15 protein-coding genes are annotated in these 16,893 nt (G+C 70.1%); 9 read left to right on the forward strand and 6 right to left on the reverse strand.

Features of this window, described 5'->3' with window-relative positions:
• Nucleotides 1-8: 8 nt before the first annotated feature.
• Both BOSE127_RS01085 and BOSE127_RS01090 read left to right on the forward strand, forming a co-directional pair.
• On the forward strand, nt 9-185 hold the full coding sequence (locus BOSE127_RS01085; RefSeq protein WP_017888383.1) for a CsbD family protein: 177 nt from the start codon (nt 9-11) through the stop codon (nt 183-185).
• A 184-nt stretch (nt 186-369) separates the two neighbouring features.
• On the forward strand, nt 370-675 hold the full coding sequence (locus BOSE127_RS01090) for a hypothetical protein (protein ID WP_017888382.1): 306 nt from the start codon (nt 370-372) through the stop codon (nt 673-675).
• A gap of 115 nt (nt 676-790) precedes the next feature.
• Here the strand turns inward: BOSE127_RS01090 and BOSE127_RS01095 are convergent, their stop codons facing one another.
• The 4 genes from BOSE127_RS01095 to BOSE127_RS01110 all read right to left on the reverse strand — a co-directional run bounded on the left by BOSE127_RS01095 (nt 791) and on the right by BOSE127_RS01110 (nt 6,052).
• The gene (locus tag BOSE127_RS01095; RefSeq protein ID WP_159556007.1) at nt 791-2,620 is read right to left on the reverse strand and encodes a glycoside hydrolase family 35 protein; all 1,830 of its coding nucleotides are present in this window, start codon (nt 2,618-2,620) and stop codon (nt 791-793) included.
• An 87-nt stretch (nt 2,621-2,707) separates the two neighbouring features.
• Nucleotides 2,708-4,042, reverse strand: a complete 1,335-nt coding sequence (locus BOSE127_RS01100; protein WP_017888380.1) for an ABC transporter substrate-binding protein — start codon at nt 4,040-4,042, stop codon at nt 2,708-2,710.
• Between the two features lie 97 nt (nt 4,043-4,139).
• Nucleotides 4,140-5,111, reverse strand: a complete 972-nt coding sequence (locus BOSE127_RS01105; protein ID WP_017888379.1) for a carbohydrate ABC transporter permease — start codon at nt 5,109-5,111, stop codon at nt 4,140-4,142.
• Nucleotides 5,108-6,052: a carbohydrate ABC transporter permease gene (locus BOSE127_RS01110; RefSeq protein ID WP_017888378.1), complete on the reverse strand. Its 945-nt coding sequence runs from the start codon at nt 6,050-6,052 to the stop codon at nt 5,108-5,110. Before BOSE127_RS01110 ends, BOSE127_RS01105 begins: the two co-directional genes overlap by 4 nt.
• A 196-nt stretch (nt 6,053-6,248) precedes the next feature.
• On the opposite strand from BOSE127_RS01110, the gene BOSE127_RS01115 reads away from it, so the two are divergent.
• Nucleotides 6,249-7,274, forward strand: coding sequence for a LacI family DNA-binding transcriptional regulator (locus BOSE127_RS01115; protein ID WP_236559493.1), 1,026 nt, complete (start codon nt 6,249-6,251; stop codon nt 7,272-7,274).
• 350 nt (nt 7,275-7,624) lie between these two features.
• On the opposite strand, the gene arfA is transcribed toward BOSE127_RS01115, so the two are convergent.
• Nucleotides 7,625-9,130: an arabinosylfuranosidase ArfA gene (arfA, locus tag BOSE127_RS01120; protein WP_017888376.1), complete on the reverse strand. Its 1,506-nt coding sequence runs from the start codon at nt 9,128-9,130 to the stop codon at nt 7,625-7,627.
• Between the two features lie 294 nt (nt 9,131-9,424).
• On the opposite strand from arfA, the gene BOSE127_RS01125 reads away from it, so the two are divergent.
• The 3 genes from BOSE127_RS01125 to BOSE127_RS01135 are packed head-to-tail and all read left to right on the forward strand — an operon-like array spanning nt 9,425 to nt 12,710.
• Entirely contained in the window at nt 9,425-10,777 is a 1,353-nt protein-coding gene (locus BOSE127_RS01125; protein ID WP_042540360.1) for an extracellular solute-binding protein, read from the forward strand.
• Nucleotides 10,778-10,831: 54 nt separating this feature from the next.
• A complete protein-coding gene (locus BOSE127_RS01130) occupies nt 10,832-11,797 on the forward strand; it encodes a carbohydrate ABC transporter permease (RefSeq protein ID WP_017888374.1) in 966 nt (321 codons plus the stop codon).
• Between the two features lies 1 nt (nt 11,798).
• Complete coding sequence (locus tag BOSE127_RS01135; protein ID WP_056070327.1) at nt 11,799-12,710, forward strand: carbohydrate ABC transporter permease; 912 nt, start codon at nt 11,799-11,801, stop codon at nt 12,708-12,710.
• A 144-nt stretch (nt 12,711-12,854) separates the two neighbouring features.
• Here the strand turns inward: BOSE127_RS01135 and BOSE127_RS01140 are convergent, their stop codons facing one another.
• Nucleotides 12,855-13,685 carry a siderophore-interacting protein gene (locus BOSE127_RS01140; protein ID WP_159556009.1) on the reverse strand — a complete coding sequence of 277 codons (831 nt, stop codon included), beginning with the start codon at nt 13,683-13,685 and terminating at the stop codon, nt 12,855-12,857.
• Nucleotides 13,686-13,713: 28 nt separating this feature from the next.
• Between BOSE127_RS01140 and BOSE127_RS01145 the strand changes: the two genes are divergently transcribed.
• Genes BOSE127_RS01145 through BOSE127_RS01155 form a run of 3 tightly spaced genes read left to right on the forward strand, consistent with a single transcriptional unit; the run spans nt 13,714 to nt 16,891 of the window.
• Nucleotides 13,714-14,817 carry a FecCD family ABC transporter permease gene (locus BOSE127_RS01145; RefSeq protein ID WP_231564117.1) on the forward strand — a complete coding sequence of 368 codons (1,104 nt, stop codon included), beginning with the start codon at nt 13,714-13,716 and terminating at the stop codon, nt 14,815-14,817.
• Between the two features lie 50 nt (nt 14,818-14,867).
• The gene (locus BOSE127_RS01150) at nt 14,868-15,974 is read left to right on the forward strand and encodes a FecCD family ABC transporter permease (protein WP_042540364.1); all 1,107 of its coding nucleotides are present in this window, start codon (nt 14,868-14,870) and stop codon (nt 15,972-15,974) included.
• Nucleotides 15,971-16,891 carry an ABC transporter ATP-binding protein gene (locus tag BOSE127_RS01155; RefSeq protein ID WP_159556010.1) on the forward strand — a complete coding sequence of 307 codons (921 nt, stop codon included), beginning with the start codon at nt 15,971-15,973 and terminating at the stop codon, nt 16,889-16,891. The genes BOSE127_RS01150 and BOSE127_RS01155 overlap by 4 nt, the downstream gene beginning before the upstream one ends.
• Nucleotides 16,892-16,893: the final 2 nt, after the last annotated feature.

The following is a 16,893-nucleotide window of genomic DNA, read 5'->3' on the forward strand; positions in this document are numbered from 1 at the left end:
GAATCACCATGTCGCTCGGAGACAAGGCCAAGGACGCCACCCAGAAGATCGTGGGCAAGGTCGAGGAGAAGGTCGGTGAGCACACCGACGACCAGGAGCTCCACGCCCAGGGCAAGAAGGACCAGCACATGGGCGAGGCGCGCATGCAGACGGAGAAGGCGAAGGACGCCGTCGACGACAAGTGAGCACCTGCTCGTGAACACACGAACGGCCCGATGTCTGCTGACGTCGGGCCGTTCGTGTGTCGGCCCGTGCCACGCACTCCGCTCTGGTCGATGCCCGCGAAGCAGGTCGACCGGGTCGGCGGGCGGACGCGTTCGCGGCTCATCGACCCCTGTCCACCCACCACCGACGGAGCAGACTCGGACCATGACCGCCGAACCCGACGACCACTTCTTCGTCGTGGACGGCCGACGCTGGCGGCGCACCGACCCCGCCGTGCCCGAGCAGCTCGCCGCCGCACTCCGCTCGCACCTGGGGCGCGGCCGCAACGCCGTGAAGACCGCGAAGCGCGCAGGCGACGACGAGGCCCTGGCGGCGGCGCGGCACCGGAACGGCCTGGCCAAGCACGGCCTGGGCGAGCGCGGCCCCGAGTGGTGGAGTCGCCCCGAGGCCGACCGGATCGCCGACGCCGAGCGGGCGCTGGCAGACCTGGACGCCCTCGACAGCGACTGATCCTTCCCATGACGCCCGCGCTGGGGAGCGGAATCGGGCGTACCTGGTCGAAACTTCCGACCAGGTACGCCCGATTCGACCAGGTACGCCCGATCTGACCAGGGCGGCCGCGCGGCTACGCCTCGGTGTGGCCCAGGTCGGGCTCGACGAGCAGGCACGCGGTGCGCGACGCGGCGGCGTGCAGCTCGAGCACGACGAGCTCGTTGCGACCGTGGCGGAGCACCGGGCCCGGGATCGCCAGGGTCCGCTGCGGGCCTCGCGACCAGTACCGACCGAGGCAGAATCCGTTGACCCAGGCGACTCCCTTGCGGAACCCGACGAGCGACAGGTACCGGTCGTCGACGGTGTCGAGGTCGAACGACCCCGCGGCGAACGTCGGCCCCGCGAGCACGTCCCCGCCGGAGGCAGCGACCTCGGCCAGTGCGGTGACGGCTGCCGGCGCGATCGGGTCGAGTGCGAGCGGGGACGCCGTCCAGCGGGCCACCGGGACGCCGTCGATCGAGACGCCCCCGATCAAGCCCTTCGGCTCACCGATGCGGACGCCGTAGTCGACCCGGCCCTGGTCCTCGACGAGGAGTTCGAGCGTGCCGGTCACCGGCGGCAGGGTGATGGCCCGGTCGTGGTGCTCGCGCTCCAGGACCCCGACGACGACACCGTCGGCCGACACGATCGCACGGTCACGCACCTCGGTGCCGACGGTCAGCACCCCTCCGGCGGGCAGGTCGGCCTCGGCGCGGTAGACGACGAAGCCGCTCGCGGCTCCGAGGGCGTCGAAGGTCGGCGGCTCGTCGTGCGCGGACCACGTCGTGAGCGTGGGCAGCAGGGAACGGAGCGAGGCGACGCGGTCCAGCCGGACGGCGAGGTCCGTGGCGGGGGCGATCCGGGCCTCCAGGCCGTCGCCGGACGCGGCCACGGGACCGAGGCGACCCGACCCACCCGGCTCCATCGCTGCGGGCAGCGGCGGCACGGGCGCGTAGCGCGCGATCACCGAGCGGAACGCGTGGAACTTCGACGTCGGTCGGCCGGCCTCGTCGAGCGGGGCGTCGTAGTCGTACGACGTCGCGATCGGACGGTAGACGCCCTTGTCGTTCGCGCCGTTCGTGAAGCCGAAGTTCGTGCCGCCGTGGAACATGTAGATGTTCACCGAGCCGCCGGCGGCGAGCAGGACGTCCAGGTCCTCGGCACTGGCGGACGCCGGCGTGGTGTGGTGGTGCTCGCCCCAGCTGTCGAACCAGCCGTCCCAGAACTCCGAGCACATCAGGGGGCCGGTGGGCTGGGCCTGCCGCAGGCGCTCGAGCCGGGCGGCGGAGCGGGAGCCGAACGAACCGGTCTTGTGCAGTGAGGGCAGCGAGCCGTCCTCGAGCATGGTGCCCATCGGCTGGTCGACGCTCGTGAAGGGGACGGTCAGCCCGATGTCGCGGTGCATCTGCTCCAGCGCGAGCAGGTACTCGGGGTCGGAGCCGTAGGCGCCGTACTCGTTCTCGACCTGCACCAGGACGATGGGCCCGCCCTGGTCGATCTGCCGCGGGACCAGCACGGGGGCCAGGTGCTGCAGGTACGTCTCGACCGCTGCGAGGAACCCGGGCTCGTTTCGGCGGACCCCCACGGAGCCGTCGGCGAAGAGCCAGTACGGCAGCCCGCCGTTGGTCCACTCGGCGCAGATGTAGGGGCCGGGGCGGACGATGGCGTGCATGCCCTCGGCCGCGACGAGGTCGAGGAAGCGGCCGAGGTCCAGGCCGCCGGACAGGTCGAACTCCCCCGGCGACGGCGCGTGCGCGTTCCACGCCACGTAGGTCTCGATGGTGTTGAGGCCCATCAGCTTGGCCTTGCGGATCCGGTCGGCCCACAGGTCAGGGTGCACGCGGAAGTAGTGGATCGCGCCGGACAGGACCCGGTGCGGCTCGCCGTCGAGCAGGAAGTCGGTGTCGCCGATGGCGAAGCGCATGGTGTGACCTTCTCATGGCCGGCCGGAGCCGGGCGTGGAGCGGGGCCGTGCGGACGTGTCCGCACGGCCCCGCGGGGATACCGGGAACTACTTGGTCGAGACCGTGAAGCCCTGGTCCTTGCCGTACTTGGCGAGGGCCTTCTGCCAGGCCTGCAGGCCGGCGTCGAGCGAGGTGCCGTTCTCGTACGCCTGACCGACGGTGTCGGCGTAGACGCTGTTCGCGTACACCTGGTACGGCAGGTACGTGAAGTCGTTGTCCGAGGACTTAGACGCGTCGACGAGCACCTTGTTGATCTGCTGGCCGCCGAAGTAGGACGGCTTCTCGTCGAGGAAGGCCGACGAGTCCAGGTCAGCGGTGGTCGACGGGAAGCCGCCGGACTCCATGAAGACCTTCGTGGACTCCTTCGAGGAGTTCAGCCACTTGAGGAAGCCCGCGGCGAGTGCCGGGTTCTTCGACTGCTTCATGACGACCTCGGCGCTGCCGCCGTTGTTCGCGGTCTGGGCGGTGCCACCGTCGTAGGTCGGCATCGGGGCGACACGCCAGTCACCCGAGGCCTGGGCGACGCCGGACTCCAGGTTGCCGGGCATCCAGGCGCCGGTGATCAGCGTGGCGATCTCGCCGTTGCCGAGCTGCTTGTACCAGTCGTCGGTCCAACCGACCGTCTTCGACAGCAGGCCCTGCTCGACGAGCTCGTTCCAGGTGCTCGTCCACTTCTTCGAGCCCGCGTCCTGCAGGTTGATGGTCACCTTGTCACCGTCGGTGGTGAAGGGGGTGCCGCCGGCCTGGGCGATCATGCTCGTGGTGAAGCCGGCGTCGCCGGAGTCCGCGGCGATGTACGCCTTCGGATCGGCCTGGTGCAGCTTCTTGGCCGCGGTGACGTACTCGTCCCACGTCTTCGGCACGGCGATGTCGTGCTTGTCGAAGACCTTCTTGTTGTAGAACAGCGCCATGGGGCCGGAGTCCTGCGGCAGGCCGTAGACCTTGCCGTCGATCGACACCGAGCTCCAGGTGCTCTTCGCGAAGTCCTTCTCGAGCGAGTCGAAGCCGTAGCTCGACAGGTCGAGGAGCGACTCGGACAGGGCGAACTGCGGCAGGGCGTAGTACTCGACCTGGGCGACGTCGGGGGCACCCGAGCCGGCCTTGATCGTGTTCTGCAGCTTGGTGTACTGGTCGGCGCCGGTGCCGGCGTTGACGAGCTTGACCTTCACCTTCGGGTACTGCTTCTCGAACGCGGCGACCTGGGCCTTCGCCGACGGGGTCCACGACCAGTAGGTCAGGGTGCCACCGTCCTTCAGGGCCTTGTCGATGTCGTCGGCCGAACCGCCGGAGCCGGAGCTGCCGGAGGCGCACGCGGCGAGGGCGATCGCGGCGGTGACGCCGATGGCGAGGGCGCTGAGCCCGCGCCGGAGACGCTTGTTCATGGGAGTGCCTTTCACTTCTTCGTGGAGGGGGTGGTGCTGCTGTGTGCCGGACCGGGCGGCGCGTGGCGGGGTCGCCGTGCGCCTGGTGTCCGAGGGGTCAGGCCTTGACCGACCCGGCTGCGAGGCCGGACTGCCAGAAGCGCTGGAGGAAGAGGAACGCGACCACGATCGGGATGATCGTGAGGAGCGATCCCGTGACGACGAGGTTGTAGATCGGCTGCGCGCCGGACCCGGTGGCCTGCGCGTTCCACTGGTTCAGGCCGACCGTCAGTGGGTACCACTTCGGGTCGCTCAGCATGATGAGCGGCAGGAAGTAGTTGTTCCAGGTCGCGACGACGGCGAACAGCAGGACCGTGACGACACCGGGAGCGAGCAGGCGGAGCGCGATGGTGAAGAAGATCCGGAACTCGCCGGCACCGTCCATGCGGGCGGCCTCGAGCAGTTCGGCGGGGATCGCGTCGACCGCGTAGGTCCAGATCAGGTACATGCCGAACGGGCTGATCAGCGAGGGCAGGATGATCGACCACGGGGTGTTCGTCAGGCCGACCTGCGAGAAGAGCAGGAAGGTCGGGACGGCCAGTGCCGTGCCGGGGACCGCGATGGCGCCGAGGACGACGGCGAAGACCGCACGGCGCCCCGGGAACTGGAACTTCGCCATGCCGTAGCCCGCCACCGTGGCGAGCAGGGTGGCCCCGCCGGCGCCGACGACCACGTAGAGCAGCGTGTTGCCGAACCACTGCAGGAAGATGCCGTCGTTGTACGTCACCGTGTCGACGATGTTCTGCCAGAGGTTGAAGTCCCCGCCGAACCACAGACCGAAGGTGGAGAGCAGCGACGACTGCGTCTTCGTGCTGTTCACGAGCAGGTAGAACAGCGGCGCGAACGAGTACACGACGAAGACGACCATGACCGCGGTCAGCAGGCCGGACCGCTTCGGCTTGCGTCCGCCTTCCGCGGTGCGGAGCTGCCGGGAGGCGCGGATCGAGCGGGTGCGCGGCGCACGTTGCGTCGTGGTCGCCTCGGTCACCGTGGCCGCTGCGGGCCCGGCGGGGTGCTGGATGGTGCTCATCGGTTCTCCTCGCGGGTGCCGCGGACCTGGACGACGTAGGCGATCACCGCGGTGATCACGCCCATCACGATCGCGACCGTGGCGGAGTAGTTGAACTGCTGGCCGCTGAAGGACAGCGAGTAGGCGTACATGTTCGGGGTGAAGGCGCTGCCGATGACGTTCGGGGCGAGCGTCTTGAGCAGGTTCGGCTCGTTGAAGAGCTGGAAGCTGCCGATGATCGAGAAGATCGTGGCGATGACCATCGGGCCGCGGAGCGCCGGGAGCTTGATCGAGAGGACCGTGCGCATCGGGCCGGCGCCGTCGAGCTCCGCCGCCTCGTACAGCTCACCGGGGACGGTGCGGAGTGCGGCGTAGAAGATCAGCATGTTGTAGCCGAGGAACTCCCACGTGACCACGTTGCCGATCGACGTCAGGACCCAGCTCGGGCTGAACGGCTGCAGCAGGTCGATGCCGAGCGCGTCGTTCGCGGCACCGGTCAGACCGAACTGGTTGCCGTAGATGAAGCCCCAGATCAGGGCTGCGACGACACCGGGGACCGCGTAGGGCAGGAACACCGCGATGCGGAAGAAGCTCGTCCCCCACAGTCGGGCGCTGTCGAGGGCCAGGGCGGCGACGAGCGCGAGGCCGAGCATGATCGGCACCTGGACGACCAGGAAGATCGCGACCCGACCGAGCCCGGACCAGAACTTGGCGTCCTGGAAGAGCTGCACGTAGTTGGCGAACCAGACGAACTGGTTGCCGCCGATGAGCTGGTCGCGGAACAGGCTGAGCCAGAGCGCGTACCCGATCGGCACGATGAGCATCAGGACCAGGACGACGACGAACGGGCCGACGAACAGCCATCCGGTGAACCGTCCCCGCGGCTTGGGGCGGCGGCCGGCGGGGCGCTCGGCGGTGGGGCGCGGTGCTGCCTCACCGGGGCGCGCTGCGAGCGTGCTCATGTGACTCCTTCGTCTGCTGCGTTCGGGTGGCCGATGTCGGCGGCTCGGCCCGGGCCGGATCAGGGTGTCCGGGCGGTCACCGATGTTGACGTCAACATCGAACGTCGCGACGATAGCATGGCAACGTCAACATGCGCTAGCGTCCGGGGAGGCCGACTGTTCGGCCCCTCGATCCGGAAGGAGCGCCAGCGTGACGATGGAGTCCCCCGCCGGCACCCGCCGCGCCCCCTCGATGGCCGCCGTCGCCGACGCCGCGGGGGTCTCGATGCAGACCGTCTCGCGGGTCGCCCGCGGCTTCGACAACGTCAGCCCGGAGACCCGCGACCGCGTCCAGCGCGCGATGGAGTCCCTCGGCTACCGGCCGAACCGTGCCGCCCGCGCCCTGCGCTCGGGCCGCTTCCGGACCATCGGCGTGATCATGTTCACGCTCGCGTCCTTCGGCAACATGCGCACGCTCGAGGCGATCGCCGACGCCGCCGGGGTCGCCGACTTCACGATCACCCTGCTGCCCATGGCCTCGCGCACCGAGGCGGGCGTCCGGTCCGCCTTCTCACGCCTGCACGAACAGGCCGTCGACGGCGTCGTGATCATCATCGAGTCGCACATCATCGACACCGCCGAGGTCGTGCTGCCCGACGGCGTCCCCATGGTGATCGTCGACTCCACGGGCAGCACGGACCACCCCGCGATCGACACCGACCAGGCCGACGGCGCCCGGCAGGCCACGCAGCACCTGCTCGACCTGGGCCACGAGACCGTCTGGCACGTCGCCGGTCCGGATTCGTCGTACTCGGCGGCCCGTCGCCTCGCCGCGTGGCAGGACACCCTGTCGCGCGCCGGTCGGCCCGTCCCCCCGGTGTTCCGCGGTGGGTGGACGACCGAGCACGGGTACGAGGCCGGGCTCGAGATCGCCGCACGGCCGGAGATCACCGCGGTGTTCGCCGCGAACGACCAGACCGCCCTCGGGGTCCTGCGCGCCGCACACGAGTCCGGCCGCCCGGTGCCGTCGTCGCTCAGCGTGGTGGGGTTCGACGACTCCCCCGAGTCCGACTCGTTCTGGCCGCCGCTGACCACCGTGCACCAGTCCTTCGACGAGGTCGGCCGCCGAGCGGTCGCCACGCTGCTCGCCCAGATCGACGGCGAGCGGGTCAGCGTCGCGTCGGACCTGGTGCCGGTGCGGCTCGTCGAGCGCGCGAGCACGGCGGCACCGTCGGCGCGCTGACGCGGCGCGCTCGTGCCGAGACTCGGCCCCGCGGACAGGCTGCGCCGTCCGCGTGCCGCGCTCTGTCCGCTCAGACGAGACTCGGTCGTGGTCTCGCCGGACGCCGGACGGGAGGCGCGGTGCCAGGCCGCCACGGGCCTCCCGGCCGGCGCGTCCACGTCCGAGGCCCGAGACTCGGCCCCACGGACAGGCTGCGCCATCCGCGTGCCGCGCCCTGTCCGCCCAGACGAGACTCGGCCGCGGCCCGCCGCGCGCCGCGCCCGCACAACGAGCAGAGGACGTCGGGCGCGAGCGCCCGACGTCCTCTGTGCTCACTCGACGCCCGCCGTGGCGTGCGCCGAGGCGTCTTGTCAGCCGATCGAGACGGCGGTCCAGGAGACCGGCGGGAGCTCGATCGTGACGGTGTCGCCCTCGCGGCGGACCGACTCGTTCGTGCGCAGCCCCACGCGCGAGGTGTTCTCCAGGTCGTTCACGGCATGCAGGTCGTCGTCCCAGACACCCTCGGCGTGGACGTCGCCCGTCGCACCGATGCCTGCGAGGTCGATCGTCACCGTGGTCGGCTCGGACGGGTGGCGGTTCACCAGGAAGACCGCGGCCTTGCCGTCCTCGGTCACGGTGGCGGCGGAGTCCACGACCGGGACCTCGCCGTGCTTGCCACCGTCGACGGTGTCGCCGGAGGCCTTGACCTGCAGCGACGTGCCCTGTGCCAGGCGCGAGGTGACCGAGAACGGGAAGAACGTCGTCTGGCGCCAGGCCGGGCCGCCGGGCTCGGTCATGATCGGGCCGATCACGTTGACGAGCTGGGCGAGCGAGGCCGAGGCGACGCGGTCCGCGTGGCGGAGCAGCGAGATGAGCAGGCCACCCACGACGACGGCATCGGCGACGGTGTAGACGTCCTCGAGCAGACGCGGGGCGACGGGCCACTCGTCGAGCGTGAAGGTCTTGGCCTTGGCCTCCCACTTCTTGATCGACCAGACGTTCCACTCGTCGAACGAGATGTCGATGCGCTTGTCGGACTTCTTCTGCGCCTGGACGTGGTCGGCGGCCGTGGTGACCGTCTTGATGAAGTGGTCCATGTTGACGCCCGAGGCGAGGAACGACGGCAGGTCGTCGTCCTCCTCGTAGTAGGCGTGCGCGGAGATGTAGTCGACGTCGTCGTAGGTGTGCTCGAGGACGGTGCGCTCCCACTCGCCGAACGTCGGCATCGACGCCCCGGAGGAACCGCAGGCGACGAGCTCGAGGTCGGGCTGGATCTGTCGCATGGCCTTGGCGGTCATGGCGGCGAGCTTGCCGTAGTCGTCGGCGTTCTTGTGGCCGAGCTGCCACGGGCCGTCCATCTCGTTGCCGAGGCACCACATCGTGATGGCGAAGGGTTCCTGGCGACCGTTGGAACGACGGTAATCGGACAGTGCGGTGCCGGCGTCGATGTTGGCGTACTCGAGGAGCTCGATCGCCTCCTGCGTGCCGCGGGTACCGAGGTTCACGGCGAGCATGAGCTCGGAGCCGACCCGGTCGAGCCAGTGCTGGAACTCGTGCAGGCCGACCTCGTTCGTCTCGGTCGAGTGCCAGGCGAGGTCGAGACGGCGGGGGCGCTGCTCGACGGGGCCGACGCCGTCCTCCCACTTGTAGCCGGAGACGAAGTTGCCACCGGGGTAGCGGATGGCGGAGACGCCGAGTTCCTTGACGAGTTCGACGACGTCCCCTCGGAAGCCGTGCTCGTCGGCGGTCTCGTGGGCGGGCTCGTGGATGCCGTCGTAGACGTGGCGGCCGAGGTGCTCGACGAACCCGCCGAACAGGCGACGTCGCACCGGCCCCACGGTGAACGCGGCGTCGAGGACGAGGTGTGTGCGGGGCATGGATCTCCTTCGATCGTGGCAGTGCGGTTCGTGCGGGGAGCGGTGGGGGCGCGTACGGGAACCGAAGCGGGCCGTCACGAAAGTGAGCGCTCACCTGACGGAAACGCTACCGGGTTCCACGCCGTCGCGAAAGGGGTGGCGGATGACAGGGGCGAGCGCTAATGTGAGCGCTCACGGAGCACCGGAAGGTCGTTCCGTGTCCGGAGCAGCAGTGCTCCGGGTCCGGAGCAGCGATGCTCCGGCGGGAGCACCGACCCTGTTCCCGAGCCCGGCCCATCCCGATGGAGTGATGCCATGCCGATCCCACCCGCAACACCTGCGTCGCGCCTCTCGCGGCGGGGCTTCCTCGCCGCCGGTGCAGCGGCCGCGACGGTCCTGCCGCTCGCCGCCTGCTCCAGTCCCCTCGCCGCCGGTCTCGCCGGCAGTGCCCTCAACCCCGAGACCCTCGTCTTCTGGAACCTGTTCGGCGGCGGTGACGGCGTCCGCATGCAGGACATGGAAGCCGGCTACGCCAAGCAGCACGGCGGATCGAGCGCGCTGCAGGCCACCACGTTCGCGTGGGGCAACCCGTACTACTCGAAGGTCACACTCGCCACCGTCGGGAACAAGCCACCGGACGTCGCGATCTCCCACCTGACCCGGGCGAAGCCCCTGTGGGACGGTGACCTGCTCGATCCCATCACCTCCGAGGACCTCGCCGGCGTCGGTATGAGCGCCGCCGACTTCAACCAGAAGGCCTGGACGGCGCAGAAGACCGACGGCAAGAACATCTGCGTGCCGCTCGACACCCACCCCTTCGTGCTGTTCTACAACGTCGACGTGTGCCGGAAGGCCGGCCTGCTCGACAGCGACGACAACCTCAAGGACCTGACGGGGATCGACGCCTTCGAGAAGGCCCTGGCGGCAGTCTCGAAGGTCACCGGCGGCACGGCGCTCAACGTCGCGAACGTCAGTGAGGTCGCGACCCCGTGGCGCTTCTTCTGGACGATGTACAACCAGATCGAGGGTGCGACGCCGTTCATCAGCGACGGCGGCTCCAAGCTCACCGTCAACGAGGACGCCTACACGAAGGTCACCGACATGACCCAGAAGTGGGTCAAGCAGGGCTGGCTCAACAAGGGCCTCGACTACGCCACCGCGCAGACGCTCATGTTCACCGGCAAGGCCGGCTTCTTCATGCAGGGCGAGTGGGAGATCAGCACCGCCCAGTCGATCAAGGGGCTGAAGTTCGGGATGGCTCCGGTCCCGCAGCTCTTCGACAAGCCGGCGACCCAGGCCGACTCGCACACGTTCATCCTGCCGAAGAAGGACCGCACGCCGGAGCAGAAGCAGGCGGCGATGCTGTTCATCAAGCAGATGCTCGAGCAGAGCCTGACCTGGGCACAGGGTGGCCACGTGCCGGCGTACCTGCCGACGTACGACAGCTCGGCCTACAAGAAGCTGACGCCGCAGTCGAACTACGCCTCCGCCGCCGAGACAGCGGTGTTCGACGACGCCGCCTGGTACGGCGGCTCCGGGTCCACGTTCGAGAACACCGTGGGCGCCCAGCTGGCCCTCGTACAGCAGGGCAGCAGTTCCCCCGCCGCGGCCATGAGCGCCATCAAGTCCCAGTTGTCGACCTACCTCAACACGCCGAGCCCGCTGTGATCGGGCCTGCGACCACCACGAACGACGTGAACACCCTGCGAAAGGCACGATGACGTGACCACAGCACCTGTCCTCGACCGCCCGACGGACGCGGCGAGCGCTCCGCGACGACTCCGCCCGTACCGCTCCAGCCTGACCCGCGGCCAGGGCCGCAGCGGCTGGCTGTTCCTCGCCCCGTTCGGCCTGTTCTACATCGCCTTCCTGCTCGGTCCGACGGTCTGGATGATCGTCACGAGCTTCTTCAACACCTCGACGGTCCGCACCGGGCTCGGCAGCTTCGCCGGGTTCGCGAACTACGCGGAGATGCTCGGTCGCGACGACTTCTGGTCCTCGCTCTGGCACACACTGCAGTTCACGCTGTACACGACCCCGCCGCTCGTGATCCTGGCGTTCGTGTTCGCCGTGCTGACGAACCGGATGAACCGCGGCCAGTGGTTCTTCCGTCTGGCGTTCTTCCTGCCGTTCATCCTGCCGTCGGCGACGATCTCGCTGATCTGGGTGTTCATCTTCACGCCGAGCACCGGTCTCTTCGCGAGCGTCCAGTCGCTGCTCGGGATGACTCCGGGCGCCGGTGTCCTGGCCAGCCCGAACACGGCGATGATCGGTGTCGCCATCGCCACCGTGTGGTGGACCCTCGGCTTCAACTTCGTGCTCTACCTGGCCGGCCTGCAGGAGATCCCGCGCGAACTGTACGAGGCCGCCGCCGTCGACGGTGCCTCGAACTGGCAGCAGATCAAGTCGATCACGCTCCCCCTGCTCGGCCGCACGACGACCCTCGTCATCCTGCTGCAGATCATCGCGAGCCTGAAGATCTTCGACCAGGTCTACCTGATGACGAACGGCGGCCCGGGCATCTCCACCCAGGTCTCGCTGCAGCTCATCACCGGCGTCGGATTCACCGACAACCGACTCGGTGCCGCGTCGGCTGCGTCGGTCCTCCTGTTCATCGTGATCGTGGCGATCGCGGTCATCCGGCAGCTCGTCGAGCGCGCTGCCGCCAAGCGAGAGATCGGTGCCTGACATGACCGCCACCGAGAGCATCACCACCGGCCGGAAGCTCCGCACCGGGGTCTCGTCCGCCGCTCCCACGAGCGCCGCCAAGATCGGTGTCAGCGGGCGCGGCTTCACGATCGCGTCGGGCATCATCCTGACGATCTTCGCGATCATCTGGCTCATCCCGAGCGTGTTCGCGCTCAAGACGTCGCTGTCCGACAACGGTGTCGCCGCGCTCGGCGCGAACTCGATCCTGTCGAACTGGAACCCGACGCTGCACTCGTACGCGTCGCTGTTCCAAGCCGGCGACATCTGGAACTGGTACCTGGCCAGCGGCATCACGAGCGTCGTGACCGCGGTGCTCACCGTGCTGTTCGCCTCGATGGCGGCGTTCGCGCTGTCGCGGCTGGTGTTCCGCGGCCGGAACATCGCGTTCCTGCTCATCATCCTGGGCATCATGATCCCGACCCAGGTGCTGATCATCCCGATCTTCCAGGAGCTCAACGCGGTCGGCCTGCTCAACACGTACTGGTCGGTGATCTTCCCGCAGGTGCCCGCCGTGATCGCGGTGTTCATCTTCAAGCAGTTCTTCGACGGCATCCCGAAGGAGCTCGAAGAGGCTGCGCGCATCGACGGCGCCGGTATCTGGAAGGTCTACTGGTCGGTCATCCTGCCGCTGTCGCGTCCGGTGATCGCAGCGGTGACGATCCTGACCTTCGTCGGGGTGTGGAACAACCTGCTGCTGCCGCTGTTCGTGCTGTCCAACCCGGACCTCATGACGATCCCGGTCGGGCTCGCCACGGTCCAGGGCAGCTTCGGGCAGCGCTACGCCGACATCCAGGCTGGTGCACTCCTGGCGGCGTTGCCGCTGATCATCCTCTACCTGATCTTCCAGCGGCAGATCGTGGAGGGCGTGACGGGCTCGGGCCTCAAGGGCTGACGCGGCCCCACCACGGACGGGAGGCCCGGTGCCAGCTTGCACCGGGCCTCCCGTCCGTCCGTTGGTCGCGCCACGGGCGCGGCGCACCTGGCGAGGGCGGGCGTACCTGGCGGGACGGGGCACACCTGCCAGGCAGCACGCGGGTCAGGCGCGGACGGAGACCTTCGTCTCGTGCTTCCAGAACCCGGAGAACGTGATGCGCGACTTCGGCAGACCGGCACGGTGCAGGTGGCGGCGGCCCTCGGTGGCGAGCTTCGACTCCCCCACGACGAACGCGTAGCCCCTGTCGTCGGACGGCACGTGCCGCTGCAGCTCCGCGAGGGCGCCGCTGCCGGGGACCGCGCCCGGCTGCCGGACGATCCACGTCACCTGCACGCCGGTGGGGGCGTCGAGGTCACGGATGTCGGCGGCGGTCGGGACCTCTTGGATGATGCGGCCGACGGTGTCGCGCGGCAACGACTCGGCGATGCCGACGATGCCGGGCAGGCCGGTCTCCTCCGCCGCGACGACGACCTCGCTGGTGCCGGCCGGGACGTCGAAGATGCAGCCCTGGTCGAGCATCGCGAGCTCTTCGCCGGGGCGGGCGGAGCAGGCCCAGATCGCGGCACGGCCCTCGAGCTGACCGCGGTGGTCCAGGTGCACGACGAAGTCGATGTCGAGCTCGGCGGTGCCGTCGGCGAGCAGCCGGTACGCGGCGACGGTGTAGTTCGCGCAGTGCGGGCGGATGTCCTCGGGGATGCCGAGGAACGTCGGCCACCACTTCTTGCCGTCCAGGTCGGGCATCCGGAAGGCGTCCTGGTCGGGGCGCCGGACGAACAGGCGGAACCAGTGGTCGAAACCGAGGTAGCCGAACTCGTGCAGGTCGTCGCCGGTGACGGTGACACGCTGCATCGAGGGGGTCACCCGCTGGGTCCGGAGGACACGGGCGCGGAAGAGCCGGGGGTTCGTCGGCAGGAGCCGCGGGGTCTTCGCCATGAGGCAAGGCTAACCTAAGATGACTTCCGTGCCAGCCCCCAATCCCGTTCTGGCTTCCGGTCCGGAGGCCCCCGAACCCGTCGTGTCCAGCGCCCGGGACGGCGACGCGTCCCGCGCCCTCGGTGTGCACCGGACCGCGATGCGGCGACGGACCGCGGTCATCATCGGCCTCGTCGTCGCCCTGGTCCTCGTCGCCGTGGCGAGCATGCTGCTCGGCAGCAACCGCATCGGCGTCGCCGAGGTGTGGGCGGGGCTCACGCGCACCGGATCGAGCACCGACGAGGCGATCGTGTGGGGCTCCCGCATCCCGCGCACGCTCATCGGCGCAGCGGTCGGCGCGGCCCTCGGCATCGCCGGACTGCTCATGCAGGGACACACCCGCAACCCACTCGCCGACCCCGGTCTGTTCGGCGTCTCGTCGGGCGCGGGGCTCGCGGTGGTGCTCGGCGTCTACGTGTTCGGGGTGACGAGCACGAGCGCGACCGTCTGGTTCGCACTGGTCGGGGCCCTGGTCGCCAGCGTCGTCGTCTTCTCGGTGACGATCGCCGGCAGCGGCACGGCCAGCCCGGTGCCGCTCGCCCTCGCCGGCGCCGCGGTCTCGGCGCTGCTCGCCGCCCTGACCTCGTTCGTCGTGCTGACCGACCAGGCGTCGCTCGACGCGTACCGGCTCTGGGTCGTCGGGTCGCTCGCCGCACGCCAGCTCGACATCCTCGGGGCGGTGTGGCCGTTCCTGGCCGCCGGACTCGTGCTCGCGGTGCTGAACGTCCGCGCCCTCGACGCCCTCGGGCTCGGGTCGGAGCTGGCGAAGGGCCTGGGCGAGAACGTGCTCGTCGCCCGGCTGGTCGGCCTGGGAGGGATCACGCTGCTCGCCGCCGGGGCGACCGCGGCGGCCGGCCCGATCGGCTTCGTCGGCCTGACGGTCCCGCACGTCGCCCGCGCGCTCGTCGGCACCGGACACCGCTGGACGCTGCCGGTGTCCGGTCTGGTCGGCGCCGCCCTCGTGCTGGTCGCCGACGTCATCGGTCGCCTGATCGGCGGGTTCTCCGAGGTCGAGGTCGGCATCGTGCTCGCCGTCATCGGGGGCCCGGTGTTCGTCGCCGTGGCCCGCCGCCGATCGCTGGTGTCGCTGTGAGCGGGGCAGCGGTGCGCAGCAGCGGGAGGACGCCCGGCAGCACCACCGGCATGCCCGGCAGTACACCCGGTGCGCCGGGCACGAACGGCCCCGCGGCCCGCACCCCCGGCCGTGCCGGCATCCGCATCGGCCCCGTCGGCCTCGCCTGGCGCCCCCGGGTGTTCTGGTACACCGTCGCGTCGCTCGCCACCGTCCTGGTGCTCATCGTCCTCGGCACCGCGGTCGGCTCGACGTGGATCGCGCCCGGGGTCGTCATCCGGTCCCTGCTCGGGCTGGAGTCCGGTCCCGACGCCTTCATCATCACCACTCTGCGCCTGCCCCGCGTGCTGACCGGCGCACTCGTCGGCCTGACCCTCGGGGTCGCCGGGGCACTGACCCAGACCTTCACGCGGAACCCCCTCGGCACCCCGGACATCATCGGCGTCACCGCGGGCGCGAGCGTCGGTGCGGTCGCCGCGATCGTGCTGGGCGGCGGGACGTACTCGGTGTCGTCCCTGGTGCTCGGTGGCGGGATCCCGGTGGCCGCCACGATCGGCGCCCTGGTCGCAGCGGTCCTGGTCTACGGCCTGGGTTGGCGCGGTGGCGTGCAGAGCTACCGGCTCGTGCTGGTCGGCATCGGCGTGAGCGCGACCCTCGACGCCGTGACCAGCTACCTGCTCGTCCGGGCGAAGATCACGGTCGCGACCGCGGCCTCGCAGTGGCTGGTCGGCAGCCTGTCGAGCACCTCGTGGGAGAGCGTCTGGCCGCTGCTCCTGGTGGCCGTGGTCGCGGTGCCGATCGCACTCGCGACGAGTGCGGCACTCGGCATCGGGCAGCTCGGCGACGAGGTCGCGACCGGCGTCGGACTCGGCGTCCAGCGACACCGGCTGCTCGTCATCGCACTCGCGGTCGTGCTGACCGCCGCCGCCGTGGCCGCCGCGGGACCGGTGGGCTTCGTCGCGTTCGTCGTGCCGCAGGTCGGGCTCCGGCTCGCCGGCACGAACCGGCCGCCGCTGCTGCTCGCCGGTGCTCTGGGAGCCGTGCTCGTGCTCGCCGCCGACCTGCTGTCCCGTTCCGCGTTCCCGTGGCAGGTGCCGGTCGGCATCATCACCACCGTGATCGGGGCGCCGTACCTGATCTGGCTCCTCGTCCGTCACCGCAAGGAGATGTCCCGATGACAACAGCGCACGACCGCGACCACCAGCACGAGCACGAGCACGAGCACGACAGCGTGCTCGAAGCCCAGGGCCTGTCCGTCGGCTACGACCGCCAGCCGGTCCTGCGCGACCTGCACCTGCGCATCGAACGCAGCACCGTCACGACGTTCCTCGGCGCGAACGGCTGCGGCAAGTCGACCCTGCTCAAGGCGTTCGGCCGCGTGCTCAAGCCGCAGGCCGGCGAGGTCCTGCTCAACGGCGCCCCGATCCGCAAGGAGCCGAACCGCCAGGTCGCCCGCAAGCTCGCGATCCTGCCGCAGTCCCCCGTCGCCCCGGCCGGCACCAGCGTGCTCGACCTGGTGATGCGCGGCCGGAACCCGCACCAGTCGTGGGCGAAGCCATGGACCGCCGAGGACGCCGCCGTCGCCGAGGACGCGATCGCCGCCACCGGCCTGACCGAGGTCGCGCACCGTGACGTCACGAGCCTGTCCGGCGGACAGCGCCAGCGCGCCTGGATCGCCATGGTCGTCGCGCAGCAGGCCGAGACGCTCCTGCTCGACGAGCCGACGACCTACCTGGACCTCGCGCACCAGCTCGAGGTCCTGCGGCTCGTCCGACGGCTGAACCGCGAGCAGGGGTCGACGATCGTGATGGTGCTGCACGACCTGTCGCTGGCGGCGCGGTACTCGGACCGGCTCGTGGTGCTGCACGACGGCGGGGTCGTGGCCGACGGCACACCGCACGAGGTCCTCACCCCGGCACTGCTCGAGCACGCGTTCGGCCTGCACGCCCGGGTGTTCCCCGACCCCGTGACCGGTGCGCCGATGATCGTGCCCGAAGCGGACGAGCACGACCCGCTCCCGAGCGCCGGAACCGAGCACACCGTCACACGCACGAAAACCGAAGACGTGCTGGCGAGTGCCGTAAAGTTAGGTTAGCC

Origin of the sequence: Curtobacterium sp. 8I-2 (assembly GCF_902506155.1) — a bacterium.
Lineage (GTDB): Bacteria > Actinomycetota > Actinomycetes > Actinomycetales > Microbacteriaceae > Curtobacterium > Curtobacterium poinsettiae.